13 protein-coding genes are annotated in these 14,957 nt (G+C 33.8%); 10 read left to right on the top strand and 3 right to left on the bottom strand.

Annotation, left to right across the window (positions count from 1 at the left end; all coding sequences use genetic code 11):
• Positions 1–84: 84 nt before the first annotated feature.
• From FHP05_RS13535 to FHP05_RS15415, 6 genes are all read left to right on the top strand, one after another.
• Positions 85–711: a hypothetical protein gene (locus tag FHP05_RS13535; RefSeq protein WP_147669212.1), complete on the top strand. Its 627-nt coding sequence runs from the start codon at positions 85–87 to the stop codon at positions 709–711.
• Between the two features lie 137 nt (positions 712–848).
• Positions 849–2,696, top strand: a complete 1,848-nt coding sequence (locus FHP05_RS13530) for a DEAD/DEAH box helicase (protein ID WP_147669209.1) — start codon at positions 849–851, stop codon at positions 2,694–2,696.
• A 2-nt stretch (positions 2,697–2,698) separates the two neighbouring features.
• Entirely contained in the window at positions 2,699–3,118 is a 420-nt protein-coding gene (locus tag FHP05_RS13525) for a hypothetical protein (protein WP_147669206.1), read from the top strand.
• Positions 3,119–3,414: 296 nt separating this feature from the next.
• Positions 3,415–4,110, top strand: a complete 696-nt coding sequence (locus FHP05_RS13520; protein WP_147669203.1) for a DUF559 domain-containing protein — start codon at positions 3,415–3,417, stop codon at positions 4,108–4,110.
• On the top strand, positions 4,100–5,086 hold the full coding sequence (locus FHP05_RS13515) for a virulence RhuM family protein (protein WP_147669200.1): 987 nt from the start codon (positions 4,100–4,102) through the stop codon (positions 5,084–5,086). The genes FHP05_RS13520 and FHP05_RS13515 overlap by 11 nt, the downstream gene beginning before the upstream one ends.
• An 83-nt stretch (positions 5,087–5,169) precedes the next feature.
• Positions 5,170–5,316 (top strand): hypothetical protein, encoded by a 147-nt coding sequence (locus FHP05_RS15415; RefSeq protein ID WP_191126357.1) that lies wholly within the window; start codon positions 5,170–5,172, stop codon positions 5,314–5,316.
• Positions 5,317–5,844: 528 nt separating this feature from the next.
• Here FHP05_RS15415 and FHP05_RS13510 read toward each other — a convergent pair.
• From FHP05_RS13510 to FHP05_RS13495, 3 genes are all read right to left on the bottom strand, one after another.
• Positions 5,845–6,942, bottom strand: coding sequence for an ABC transporter ATP-binding protein (locus FHP05_RS13510; RefSeq protein WP_147669197.1), 1,098 nt, complete (start codon positions 6,940–6,942; stop codon positions 5,845–5,847).
• 84 nt (positions 6,943–7,026) lie between these two features.
• Complete coding sequence (locus tag FHP05_RS13505; protein ID WP_147669196.1) at positions 7,027–7,917, bottom strand: PucR family transcriptional regulator; 891 nt, start codon at positions 7,915–7,917, stop codon at positions 7,027–7,029.
• Positions 7,918–8,838: 921 nt separating this feature from the next.
• Positions 8,839–9,783, bottom strand: coding sequence for an AraC family transcriptional regulator (locus FHP05_RS13495; RefSeq protein WP_147669190.1), 945 nt, complete (start codon positions 9,781–9,783; stop codon positions 8,839–8,841).
• A gap of 133 nt (positions 9,784–9,916) precedes the next feature.
• Between FHP05_RS13495 and melA the strand changes: the two genes are divergently transcribed.
• From melA to FHP05_RS13475, 4 genes are all read left to right on the top strand, one after another.
• The gene (melA, locus tag FHP05_RS13490) at positions 9,917–11,218 is read left to right on the top strand and encodes an alpha-glucosidase/alpha-galactosidase (RefSeq protein ID WP_147669187.1); all 1,302 of its coding nucleotides are present in this window, start codon (positions 9,917–9,919) and stop codon (positions 11,216–11,218) included.
• A gap of 244 nt (positions 11,219–11,462) precedes the next feature.
• On the top strand, positions 11,463–12,356 hold the full coding sequence (locus FHP05_RS13485; RefSeq protein ID WP_230974010.1) for an ABC transporter permease: 894 nt from the start codon (positions 11,463–11,465) through the stop codon (positions 12,354–12,356).
• Positions 12,357–12,380: 24 nt separating this feature from the next.
• Entirely contained in the window at positions 12,381–13,265 is an 885-nt protein-coding gene (locus FHP05_RS13480) for a carbohydrate ABC transporter permease (protein ID WP_147669184.1), read from the top strand.
• Positions 13,266–13,287: 22 nt separating this feature from the next.
• On the top strand, positions 13,288–14,913 hold the full coding sequence (locus FHP05_RS13475; RefSeq protein ID WP_147669181.1) for an extracellular solute-binding protein: 1,626 nt from the start codon (positions 13,288–13,290) through the stop codon (positions 14,911–14,913).
• Positions 14,914–14,957: the final 44 nt, after the last annotated feature.

The raw sequence follows: 14,957 nt of genomic DNA, 5'->3' as shown, positions 1-14,957 counted from the left end.
TGAGAACGGACGATCTCCTATTCACCTGGTGACTGATATATTGCTATGAAATTGATATGTTTAGAAAAATATTGAGGTGATATTATGAGTTGGATGGAAAGGATCAAGAAAAATGTCTTTCCAGTTAGCGATGAAAAGTACAATATAAGAAAAGCATTGGATGAGTGGGTGTATGTGGGAAATATGTTTGATGTAGAAGTTCCAGATGAAACATGTGAATTATGTGATCAACAGAACATAAGATATCAATTTGAAATAGTTAATAACCAAAATAGCAATTCACTGCTGATTGGATCAGAGTGTATTAATAGGTTTAATATATCAGTAATAGATGATTCAGGCAGCACACTGTCTACTGAAGATGCAAGGAAAAAAGTATCTAAGGATAGGAGCAGACTTGTTACTAAAGCAAAGGAAAAAAGTGTTCTAAATACTTTAGTGACATTGGCTACTAAGGATCAAGAATTCAATATAGAAAGTTTTATTGAGTATTTTAAGGAGAGAAGGGCCTTTACACCAAATCAGCTAGCACTTCTTATATGGAGACTTGAAAAGGAAAGAATTGACTTCAAAAGGTCTCATTTTAAAATAACAATCCGAAGAAACCGAGAAAAATATCAATTGTTGAAGCTAGAAGAATGGAAGTTAAGGCGTATTTGGGATTGCTTATCAAACAGTCAGAAGCAGTTCGTTTATAAGAACAGAGTATGAAATTATGTCTGAAAAATACCAATCTCCTACCATCATGTATTTGATACATGCCTATTATGTTTTTTTATTTAATAAAACAGAATTGTTTTTGTTTTTGGTACAATAAAAATATTAGATTTTTTAAAGGGTGGATATTAATGAGCTATTTTTCTGAAGTCGTACCAAATATTGAGAATAATAATAAACTGCGAGATCCACAAAAAGAAGCTTATATTAAAATAAGAGAATATTTTAATGCCAACCCAAATGGTGAGGCACTTGTCGTGTTACCTACTGGAACGGGCAAAAGTGGTTTGATTGCTATTGCGCCATATAGTGTAGCAACAAAAAGAGTTCTAGTGATAACTCCAGGATTAGTTACAAAAAAGAGTGTTGTTAAGACATTACATCCACTTGAAGAAAACTTTTGGTTGAATTACGATGTGTTATTTGACCCTATGGATATGCCAGTCGTTGAAGAATATGAATCAGATATGCTTCAATCGAGCTTAGAAAAATGCCATGTGGTAATTGCAAATGTACATAAGTTATATAAAGATAGAGAAAGTTCCCTAATAAATAGAGTGCCAGGAGATTTTTTTGACATGATAATAATTGATGAAGCACACCATTCTGTTGCTGATACTTGGAAATATGCTTTGGACTATTTCTCAGAAGCAAAAAAATTACATGTTACAGGAACTCCATATAGGGGTGATCATAAAGAGTTACCAGGAGAAGAAATACACAATACTCCATTATCTGAGGTAATGGCACTAAAGTATGTAAAGTGGCTGAGAAAACAAACGATTAATAACAGTAACCTATATTTTACTATACCAGACCAAGGAGAAAAACTGACAAAAGATGAAGTATTAGCATTAAAAGAAAAAGAATGGCTAGAGAAGTCAGTCGCACTCTCTAAAGATTGTTCTCTAGACGTAATCGAAGAAAGTATTAACCAACTATCACAAATTAAGCAGTATTCAACCGAAGTACCTCATAAAATTTTAGCTGTTGCCTGCAGTATTCATCACGCGGAAGATATCGCTTCGTGGTATAATCAGAAAGGGAAAAGTGTAGTTATTGTTCATAGTGGTATGAATAAGGATCAGTTGGATGCAGCTTTTTTATCCATAGAAAATCACGAATGTGAAGTTGTTGTATCTGTTAATATGTTAATGGAGGGTTATGACCACAAATATTTGACGGTTTTAGCATTATTTCGACCCTATAGAAGCCTAAATGGATTTGCACAGGTTGTAGGGAGAGTACTAAGAACCATTCCAGATAATGAAATCCAAAGTTTTGCAATAGATAATAATGCAGTTGTAATTTTCCACGAGGAAATTGGTTTAAATGATATGTGGCAACACTTCTCAAGAGAAGTTGAAAGGAGTAAAAAAATTCCCATCAGGGAATATGAGTTTTCAGACAGGGAGTACACAAAAAGAGAAGTTGTATATGCAATGATAGATAAGGACGATTATTTTGTCAGTGAGAATGACTCATATTTAGAATCGATTGATTTTAATGAAATGTTTAGAGTTGCTCGTGAAGAAGTTGATAAAGACGTTTTATCTAAATTAGATGCTTTAAAAAAAGCGGGTCTAGATGATGAAGAAATCGAAGTGACAAAAGCTGCGTTACGAGAGAAGGCTATAAAAAGGAAAAAAGGTGAAATCGATGAGATATTAATCTCAAAAAGACCTGAATTGCTAAGAAAAAAAACAAGGGATTATTTATACAATAATGCCAATGAGGCTGTACAAGCAGTGCTAGAAGAGAAAAACATAGAACCTAAGGAGTATGAACTTTATGATAAATTTAAAGGGTTAATAAAAAATCTATCATCTTCAACTACTAATGATGGCATTTTAGTGTGGTATATAAATCTTCGTTTATCCAGAAAGTTTGGCCCAGTCAAAGAAAGAGAACCAGATCAATTGTTAGCTTCAAAAAAATACCTTGAGAAGCTTGTGGAAGAAATCAGGAGGATGTTATAAAAATGATGGAAGATATCGATAAAAAGTTAAATAAGTTAATAAAGCTTTATATGACAAAGGGTGTTCAACCTTCTGAACTAGCGGATAACATATTCTTAAGCCATTATAAGCGGATTAGCTTTACAAAACGGGATAATAGTATAGTAGGTGAATTATTGTTTGAAGAGGAATTGGGTTCAGTTAAGTTTGATGTTATTTTAAGATATTACTTTCAAGGTAATACAGTTAATGTTATTCAGGAAGAATCGATTCATGGAATCAATGAAATTTGGAATAGAGAAACAAAAGAAACAGATTTAATAAATGAAATTGTAGAATTAATGCGAAAGTATTATAAACCAGGCAACATCACAAGATTTATAAATAGTTTACCTAATGATTTAGCTACTAAACTTAAAAACTATTATGAAAAAACTGCTTAAAGGGTGGCCAATTTTAGGCCACCCTAAGCTTATTTTACCCTACAAACCGGTACGGAGAACCGTACCACAAGTAGTGGTAAAGCAAAGGGAGGAAGTTGAGTTATGTAAAACCGTATTAGCACAAATTAATTAATAAATTAACAGCCCCTAAGGATTTTATAACAAGCCTGAAGGGGTTTTATATTTGTTTTAGAAAAAGTTATAACAGGGGAATGAACGTTCTGTTTATGTACAACTATTCGATGTTTAAATGATATAATAGTACATAGAAGAATGTAGAAAAGAAAGGTAGAGCAATGTTAAATAATATAAAAACTTTGAGCTATCAACCAGAGGGCAGGAATACATCAGTAGAAGTTAAAATAGCAGATGAAACAGTTTGGATGACACAGAAGGCAATTGCAGAGTTATTCCAAAAGGGTGTTAATACTATTAATGAACATATTAAAAATATCCTTAATAGCCTGGAAAAAGAAAATTGTTTAAAATACTATACGGTAGAAAAACATGAAGGCCCTAGAAAAGTAAAAAGGAAGATTTTACATTATAATCTAGATGTTATTTTTAATATTGCTATTAGGGGACAGTATTTTGAGGAATTTAATAAACTGATGAATTTTGCAAATGAAAATGGTACATGTAAGGAGTTCCTAGTATTTATACCTATTAAAGAGCAGCAATTTGGTAAAATGTTGGAGAGCACATTAGATGGTATTGTTGATATTTATACGCAATTCAAAGTTGAAAAATATATTGTTGACTTTTACTTACCAGAGGTTGGATTAGTAATTGAATATGATGAAAAACATCATAAAAATCAATTTGATGAAGATACAAAACGCCAAAAGTTTATTGAGGGAAGATTAGGTGTTGAATTTATAAGGGTTAATGAAGATGAGGAGTTTAATGGTCTTAATCGTATTATTAAGTTTTTAATGAAGAAAAGGGAGTTAAATAATACAAATATAAGGGGTGAACAGAGTGCAAAATGAAACTAATATACTAATCTATCAAACAGAAGAAGGAAACACAAAAATAGATGTTAGATTAGAAAATGAAACAGTATGGATGACACAAAAGGCAATTGCAGAATTGTATCAATCGACTAAGCAGAATATAAGCCTTCATATAAAAAATATCTTTGAAGAGAAGGAATTAGATGAGGATTCAGTTGTCAAGTTTTACTTGACAACTGCGAGAGATGGTAAAAATTATAAGACAAAACACTATAACCTCGAAATGATTATCGCAATCGGCTATCGAGTTCGTTCCCATCGAGGCACACAGTTCCGTCAATGGGCAACAGAACGCTTAAATGAATACCTTGTCAAAGGTTTTACAATTGATGACGATCGGTTGAAAGAAATGCGTAATTTTGGACAGGATTACTTTGATGAGTTACTAGAAAGAATTCGCGATATTCGTGCTTCAGAGAAAAGGTTCTATCAAAAGATTACTGATATTTACGCTACATCTGTAGATTATGATCCTAAAGCAGAAGTAACACAGGAATTCTTTGCGACGGTTCAAAACAAGTTACATTTTGCAATCCATGGTCAGACGGCTGCTGAACTCATATCAGATAGAGCAGATGCGGAGAAAGCAAACATGGGACTTACTTCATGGAAAGGTGACAAAGTACGCAAACAAGATGTTACTGTTGTTAAAAATTATTTATCTGCAAAGGAGTTAAAGTCGCTTAATCGAATTGTTACGATGTATTTAGATTATGCTGAGGACCAGGCTGAAAGGCAACATCCAATGTATATGAAGGACTGGCTTGATAGATTAAATGCGTTTCTGAAATTTAATGATCGTGATATTCTTGAAAATGCCGGGAGAGTCTCTAAATCGGTCGCTGACAAGATAGCCACCGAAGAGTACGAAAAATTTAACGAACATCGATTAAGTCAACAAACAAACGATGATTTTGAACGATTTATTGAAAATAATAACCTGAAGAAATGAATCTAAGAAAACTAATCATAATAAATAGACAGTTTTGCTAAGTTGTAAATTAAAATTGAATATTGGTTTTAGGGGGGGGTACATTGAAACAAATATATGCTTTTGAAAGAATAGAAGAATACGAGAAGCATCAAAATATCATACAACAATTTACTAAGAGACTTAAAGAGTATCAACAAATTCTTGAAAATGAGTATGACCTAACCGATTTACCAAAAGGTGTTCTGTGAATCGGTTACACTTAGTTAGACAAATATTGTTTAGTTTAGTGTTGACATACCAGTTTCTTTTTTGTTGAGGATAGCTAGCCTAACTTCCTTTTATTGTACCTATTCCAAATCTATTCTTCTTCTAGAGGTGGATAGTTATCTGAATAATAACACAATGAAAATAAATAAAAGTAAAGAGATATAACTTTCAAAAAGGGGAAATATGTAGAAGGAGTAGAAACAGAGTGGTGAAGGGGTTACGGATTTAGGAAATCAAAAAGAGCAGAATAAATTAAATGAAGTTTTTTCTGATTGGTTAGATGACGAAGAATCTTTTGGATTAGTTGTCTTATTTAAATAGTTTGATTGTTATGTACCGACGAAGTTCCTGAATATATCATCGGTGAATTAAGCGTGGATAAAAGCAGAGAACAAGTTTAACTAGATTGTTCTTATTGTTAATTGCACTATGATTGAAGTAAAAAACGTCCCAAGTGATTAAATCTCACTTGGGACGTGGTTTAGTCGCGTTAGCGATTTTGTTCTTTTTTATTTAATTTTACTTTCTGTTTCCAGGTCGAAAAAGTGTACGTGTTTCATATCGAATCCTAACGTAATCTTTTCCCCGATATTCAAATCCGTTTTAGCATCGATGCGAGCAACGAAAGTCTGATCAGCTGCCTTAGCATACAAAATCGTTTCTGCACCCATTAATTCTGTTACTTCAATACTTGCAATTACATTAGTTTCAGGTGATTCTGATATAAATTCACTCTCGTTGTGAATATCTTCAGGTCTGATACCCAAAGTTATTTCTTTATTTTTATATCCTTGTTCTTTTAAAAGTTTTATTTTATTCTCTGGTAGCTTCAGTTTAATTTCTCCCATTTGGAAGTTCCCTTCATGAAAGATACCCTTAAAAAAGTTCATGGCTGGAGAACCGATGAATCCAGCGACAAACATATTTTGTGGATTATTATATACTTCTTTTGGTGTACCAATCTGCTGAATGAGACCGTCTTTCATCACAACAAGACGTGTGGCCATTGTCATTGCTTCTGTCTGATCATGCGTAACATAAATCATAGTTGTTTGCAGACGCTGATGGAGTTGCTGAATTTCAGCACGCATTTGCACTCTCAGTTTTGCATCTAGGTTGGATAAGGGTTCATCCATTAAGAATACTTTTGGATCACGTACAATCGCACGACCCAAGGCAACCCGCTGACGCTGCCCGCCAGATAGAGCTTTAGGTTTGCGGTCTAAGAACGTATCCAAACCTAATATCTTTGCCGCATTGTCCACACGTTCTTTAATCTCCGTTTTTTTAAACTTACGAAGCTTTAGGCCAAAAGCCATATTATCGTACACACTCATATGCGGATATAATGCATAGTTTTGAAATACCATGGCAATATCACGGTCTTTAGGAGCTACATCATTCATTAATTTATCATCAATATATAACTCACCTTCAGAAATCTCCTCAAGCCCAGCAATCATGCGCAAGGTTGTCGATTTTCCGCAACCAGAAGGACCTACAAAAACGATAAAATCCTTGTCCTTAATATGTAAGTTGAAATCATCTACTGCAACAACATCTTTTCCATATACTTTTTGAATGTTTTCCAAGCGTAATTCTGCCAATTTCTTATACCTCCGTTTTATATGTGCTGCACTTATCTTAAAATGAAAGCACAAGAGTAGCAACGGGCAGGATGCATAAAGATATTATTTTTCATTGTGCATAATCGACAGAATCATTATATAAACAACCGAAGCTTCGTTGAATTTTTTGATATTCATTCCTGTTTTTTCGACAAATTTATCCAAACGGTATTGTAAGCTATTGCGATGTAAATGCAGTTTTCTGGCTGCAACGGTAGTGTTTAAATTACATTGTATGTAGACTTTAATGGTTTTTAAAAGCTCGTAATCATGTTCAATATTTTCTAATAAAATGCTATTTACTTCTGTAAGAAAGGCATCATCGATCTGATTTACCATACTATAAAGAATTGCTTCTTTATAAGTAATCACGGATTGGTTCGAATAGGAGAAAGCAGTTTTAGCATCTCTTACCATGGAATGATAGTGTATATTTATTTTTTTAAGTGAATGAAAATATGGACCAACCAAAAAATTAATATTCATATACAAATCACTCATGAAAACATCAATAATTTTTTCATAATCGATTGTTTCTTCTACAGCATTTGCTTCAGACTCTATAATGATTCCTTCCTTATCATTTTCCCATAATACGGGGATTGTCTTTGTGTATAGATTTTGCAGTGCTTCTTTAAATGCAGCACCATCCACTTGTTTCCCTTTTATTTTAAAATAAATAAAGCGAAATGGCTTTACTTTCTCGCTCTTATTGTGATCATCGTGAATACGTTTGCTCCACCACATCTCCTGATCTGTCAGCGGAGGAATGTTCATATTATATGGCTGTAAAAAAATGGAAAGGATTTTACTGTCTCTCTTTGATATTTCATTAGGATGTATTCCGATAATCTGACCATCTTCAGAAATAAACCATTTATAATCTATTGGAGTATCGTGGAAGTTATCCAGAAGCTGTAATGATGGAAATAGTTTCCCAAGCTTTCTGATCATAAAATCCCTCTTTTCTATTTCAGACAATATCTCTATTATACTAGAACAGAGGCAGTAACTCCTTTTAGGTTTTGTAAAGTTTCATCGGTGTTTTTTACAAAAATTTCAACTTTTCTTCATACTTTCTTAACATTCATAGCTCCTATGTTAGGATAGCTGTCGCATATTACTTTAGTTAGTATACGGATGTTGAATTAAATGACAAAAAATAATCCGATATTCAAAAGAAATGATAGAAGCAATAGTAACGAGAATGATGCCCCCCTAATAACGAGTCAATTGGTAAATTTTATAAATGGTATGGGATTTCGGATGCGACTTTATGCAGCTTCAGAACAGAGGCACGTTCGGCAGGTTATGTAGCTTCAGGAGATGAAAAAGTATCCACGCAATGGAGTAGTGAAGATAAATTCCCTGTTGTTTTAGAAACGTACACCCTGAACGAAACAGAGTTGGTAGCGTATTGCAGGGAAAAGGATTTATACAAGGAATAAACTTAAGTATGATTAGTGTTCGAACTTATGAGAGGTGGGTGGTAGAAGGAAGTGTGAAGGAAGAACATCGTCGATTTGCAACATGTCCCCGAACCCAAAAATAAACTTTCATCAAAAGAAATGTCAGGAATTCAGCGATTTTATTCACGACCATGTGTAAGTAATGATAATCCATATTCGGAGTCTATATTCAGAACAATAAAGTATAGACCGGAGTATCCTGAAAAAGGCTTTGAAACGATTGAATCCGCATCCATGAGATTTGTTCTTTATTATTGGATTTTGATGGGTTACCACCTGACTATATCCATTATAAAGGATTTTTTCTTTAAATTATTGAAAATCATGCCTATTGTTAATATTTAGTCTTAATTAATGCAATGCTAGTGAGTTATTCATATTATATCGTAAAATCGCAGATCTGTTTTTATTCTTCAAATAATGTTAAATGTTGAAGCACTTTATCAAACGGTACAAAGTTTTCTTTGTTGCGATATTTACCAGGAGAAATACCTACTTTAGAACGAAACACTTTTGTGAAATAATTTCCATTCGAATAACCAACTTTTGAAGCAATATCTTCAACTGTCAGATTGCCATCATTCAGTAGCTCCAAAGCTTTACTCATCCGAAATTGTGTTAAATACTGTAATGGTGTTATATTCATTGTTTGACTAAATAACCGTGATAAATAGTATTTCGAAAGATTTGATGATTCAGCGATGTCATTTAAAGTAATCTGTTTTCTATAATTGCTATGTATAAACTGAACTGCTTTTATAATTGTTATAGGAACTTTATCATGTGGGAAATTTTGATTTATTGAGTAGCTTTTTAGCCCCATCAAAAAAGAATATGCGAAGGAAGATGCTTCATAACTATTCCTTATCTCATTACGAATAGCTTTTTCATATAGCTTGAATATTAGCTGGATTGGTTTAGCATTTAGTTCTAAATTTAGTATATGTCCGAACTCTTCGGTAATGGAATTAAAGATGTGATGAGATTCTTCACCAAAAAGTGTGATATGGACAAACTCCCATTCTTTACTATCCTCTGGTAAATAATATTGGTGATTACTGGGTATTTTAACAAAAAAGGCATTACCAGGATTCAACTGATAAATTTTATTATTTAACTTGATCTCACCTCTGCCTTTTAAAGTGTATTGAAAAATCACTTTGCCAACTTCACTTCGTGTTAATCCGTCCAAGTAATAGGAGCTGTTTTTACGAATTTCCCAACCCAATGTATGGATCCCAGCGATGCGATCGATGTGCTCACCCCTAAACAGAAAACCATATGTACTGTAATTTTGTTGAGAATTTACTGATGGCAATATTTTACCCTTCTTTCTATGGTTATTTACCATTGTTTATAACTGCATTACTATATATACTGACATTGTAACAAAGATCTATTAAATATTGAATTGGAATATCAAAGCAATATGTGGCAAAGATATCTACTTTTGCTTTGTGAACAAAAAGAAAAGAGGCTGAAGTATGGGAAAAATTACCTTCTTAGGTGCAGGAAGCACAGTATTTGCAAAAAATATTCTTGGTGATTGCCTAAAAGTCGATGCTTTGCAGGGGTTTGAGTTTTCCTTGTATGATATTGACCCAGAAAAATTACGGGATTCTGAAACAATGCTGAATAACCTAAGGGAAAATTTAGGTTCAACTGTAAACATTGTTGCTTACTCAAATAGAAAAGATGCGTTAACAAATGCAAAGTATGTTATTAACGCCATTCAAGTAGGGGGGTATGAACCAAGTACGGTTATAGATTTTGCTGTTCCTAAGAAATATGGGTTACAGCAGACAATCGGTGACACAGTTGGAATTGGTGGGGTTTTTCGTAGCTTGAGAACAATCCCTGTTATGATGGATTTTGCAAAAGAAATGGAAGAAGTTTGTCCAGATGCATGGCTGCTCAACTATACAAACCCTATGGCTGTATTAACTGGAACGATGCTTCATTATACCGGAATAAAAACAGTGGGATTATGTCATAGTGTGCAAGTTTGTGCCGACAGACTTTTAACTTCTCTTGATCTACCGACAAACAACGTAAATACAAAAATTGCGGGGATAAACCACATGGCTTGGCTACTTGAAATTGAGAGAAATGGAAAAGATTTATACCCAGAGATTAAAAGAAGAGCTCGCGAAAAACAAAAAAAGAAGCATCGTGACATGGTTCGCTTCGAACTAATGGAACAGTTTGGTTACTACGTTACAGAATCTTCAGAGCATAATGCAGAGTATCATCCATATTTTATTAAGAAAAAATATCCTGAATTAATAGATAAATACAACATTCCCATAGATGAATATTTAAGAAGGTCAGTTAAGCAAATTGAAAACTGGAATTCAATGCGTCAAGATTTAGTGGAAAATAAAGAACTTACACATAAAAGAACACATGAATACGGTTCGTATATTATCGAAGCGATGGAAACAAATAAAGTATTTAAAATTGGCGGTAATGTATTAAATACCGGAGGAATTATCAGTAATCTTCCTGAGAAGTCATGTATAGAAGTACCCTGTTTAGTAGATGGAAGTGGTGTTACACCTACGTATGTTGGAGATTTACCCGAACAATTAGCGGCATTAAATAGAACAAATATCAACACACAGTTACTAACAATTGAGGCTGCGATGTCAAGGAAGAAAGAACATATTTATCAAGCAGCTTTGTTAGATCCGCATACCTCATCTGAATTGTCTATGGATGATATTGTTTCTTTGTGTGACGATTTAATTGAATCTCATGGCTCATTTCTACCAGATTATGTTTAAAAATTTATTATTTTAAATTAAGCCCCTAAACTGAAAATGCCCAATATTCAGTATTAATTTTACGCTATCTTAATAAATACATAACAGAACATTAATGTTTGTCTACTATACTCTTAATTGTGGGCTGTGGGTATCATAGGGAGGTGAAGTTTTGGAAAATCGATCCACAATAGAAGGAGCACCAATTCTCGAAAGTAAACAACTTAAAAAATTAAAGCAAAAGAGAAACAGAAAAAACTCAAACCTGAAAACCATCAAAAAAAATTGGGATTTATATTTACTAATTTTTCCAGTAATCATCTATTTTATAGTTTTTAAATATTACCCGATGTATGGAGCGCAAATAGCATTTAAAGATTTTATTGCAGTAGAGGGAATAACTGGAAGTCCCTGGGTTGGATTCGAACATTTCAAAAGATTTTTTAATAGCTTTTATTTTGGAAGACTAATAGAAAATACACTTGTTATTGGATTATACGAGCTGGCGGTTGGTTTTCCCATCCCAATCATCTTGGCTTTGATGATTAATGAGGTGAAGAATAAACGTTTCAAAAGAATAGTCCAAACGGTTACATATGCACCACATTTTCTTTCAATTGTAGTAGTCGTAGCATTATTGTTTATGTTCTTATCTCCACAGACTGGTATTTTAAATAATATTATTGTTGCACTTGGAGGAGAGCCAGTCTCCTTTATGACAGAACCAGCATGGTTTAAGACAATCTATGTCCTTTCTGGTGTCTGGCAAACGATGGGATGGAGCTCAATAATCTATTTAGCAGCACTTGGAGGCATTGATCCACAGCTACAAGAAGCTGCAAAAATTGATGGAGCCTCTAAGCTTCAAGTCATTTGGCATATAAACCTGCCTGCAATCAAATCAACAATCATTATTATGTTGATATTACAATGTGGAAGTATTCTTGGTGTTGGGTTTGAAAAAGTATTCCTAATGCAAAACAGTCTGAACATGGAGGCATCAGATGTTATCGCAACACATGTTTATCGTACAGGTATAATTGGCTCTCAATATAGCTATTCGACTGCAATTGGGTTATTTGAATCAGTTATCAACTTCATCGTTTTAATTATAGTAAACTATATGGCAAGAAAGATAAACAAAGTGAGCCTGTGGTAAAGCTATCAATCGGAGGTGCTATCCATGTTTAAACAATTAAACACAGGTGACAAACTTTTCACTGTTTTTAATTATGCTTTGTTAACTTTAGTTATCTGCTTAATGCTTTACCCATTGATATATGTACTAAGTGCTTCATTTAGCAATCCAGAAAAAATGCTTCAAGGAGAACTGTGGTTATTTCCAACAGATTTCACTTTAGAATCCTATTCATTAGCATTTCAAAATAGGGATATATGGATTGGATATCGAAATACGATATTTTATACTTTTCTAGGTACAGCAATTAATTTAATAATGTCTATTATGATTGCTTACCCATTATCTAGAAGTGATTTTTATGGACGCGGTCCAATTACTGCTTTCATTATGGTCACGATGTTCTTTAGTGGTGGGATGATTCCAACTTATTTACTAGTAAGAGACTTAGGAATGGTGGATACAATTTGGGCAATGGTTATTCCTGGAGCAGTATCAGTTTATAACGTAATTATCATGCGAACATTTTTCCAAAATATACCTGAGGAAATTAGAGAGGCTGCGTCTATTGACGGATCAACCAATCTGAATTTTCTAATCCGTATCGTATTACCATTATCTGTTCCGATAATTGCTGTTATGGCATTGTTTTATGGTGTTGGACATTGGAATGCATATTTTGACGGATTAATTTATCTTCGAGATTCAGATAGGTATCCACTCCAACTTTTTTTAAGAGAAATGCTTATCCAGGATGATATGTCGGCTATGACCACGTCAGGTACTGAGGGGGTGGCTAAACATCTTTTAAGAATAGAAGGACTTAAGTACGCGGTAGTTGTTATTGCTAGTTTGCCAATGCTTATTATTTATCCTTTTCTGCAAAAGTATTTTATTAAAGGGGTAATGATTGGATCATTAAAGGGTTAAATTAAAAGGAGGAAATGAAAAGATGAAGAAAAAGTTATTGTTCATTTTATTCTCACTTATGATATCATTTCTAGCTGCTTGTCAAAATGATGGGAATGAAGGTGATGAAACGGCAAGTGCTGATGTAGAAACTACAGATTCATCAGAAAATGTAAATGACACAGGTTTCCCGATTGTGGAGGAACCAATTGAACTTGAGTTTTTCACTGGTAAATATGAGCCAAATCTTGACAATTATGAGGAAACTTTAGTTTTTGAAACGTATGCCGAAGAAACAAATGTAAATGTTACATTCGAAGAAGTTCCGTTTGCTTCATTAACTGAAAGACGTAATTTATCCTTAGCTGGTGGAGACTATCCAGATGTATTCTATTCTGCTCGTATTCCTACAGCAGATTTATTCTCTTATGGACAACAAGGCGTATTTATCCCATTAAATGATTTAATTGAAGAATACGCACCGAATATTCAGGCCTTCTTTGACAAACATCCTGATGCGAGAAAAGGTCTGACAATGCCGGACGGGAATATTTATTCTATACCTTCTTATTATGACCCCAGCTTTTTACCGATGTTAATCGGTAAACCATTATGGATCAATGAAGATTGGTTGAATGAACTTGGAATAGAAGAACCAACAACGACAGATGAATTATATGAATTTCTTACAGCAGTGAAGGAAACAGATTTAAATGGGAACGGCGAAAATGACGAAATTCCTCTAAGTGCAACAAGCACGGGTGCAATACGTGATATGGTAAAAGGTGCATGGGGGCTTGGTACAAGAGGTGTTAACCATCCTTATATTGATATTGACCCAGAAACAAATGACTTGAGATTCTTACAGACAGATCCAATGTATAAGGAAATGTTAGAATATATAAATAAACTTTATGTAGAAGGACTAATTGATTCTGATATTTACACAATGGACGATGCAGATTTAAATGCTAAAGGAGCACAAGGAATTCTTGGTGCTAATATTTCTCCCAACCCGATAACTGTTATGAACCAGGATAACTTCATAGGACTTGGAGCATTAGAGGGACCACATGGTGATAATTTATACAGTCAAGTTAAAGCTCCTTTAGCTCACGTTGGAGCATTTGCTATAACAGATGCTAATGAGCACCCAGAAGCAACTATTAGATGGATTGATTACTTCTTTGGTGAAGAAGGATCAACATTCCAATTCATGGGAATAGAAGGCGAAACATATGATGTTGCAGAAGATGGCGAATTGGTATTCAAAGAGGAAATCACAAACAACCCAGATGGTTTAACAATGGATGAAGCATTAACACCTTATGTTACATGGATGGGTGGAAGCTATCCAGGTTATGTACAACATAAATACTTTAAAGGTTCAGAATCACTACCGAGCGCAGTAGAAACAGGTGAAAAAGTAGAACCGAATGTACCGGAAGAAATATGGAATAGATTTACTTATACGGAAGAAGAGTTAAGTTTCAAACAATCAATTGGTTCTGACATTGAGACATTTGTTAATGAACAAGAAGCATTGTTCATTAGTGGAGACAAGCCGTTTAGTGAATGGGATAGCTTCGTAGATCAAGTAAACCAAATGGGATTAGAAGAGTATTTGGAAGTTGAAGCAGCTGCATATGAACGTTATCAAGAAAGTTAATTATTAATAGAAAGTGAAAGGGTGAGTGGTTAATACATTTCACC

The sequence above is a fragment of the Cerasibacillus terrae genome, from assembly GCF_008039555.1.
Taxonomy (GTDB): Bacteria; Bacillota; Bacilli; order Bacillales; family Amphibacillaceae; genus Cerasibacillus; species Cerasibacillus terrae.
This window is presented reverse-complemented; position numbering and strand designations above follow the sequence as displayed.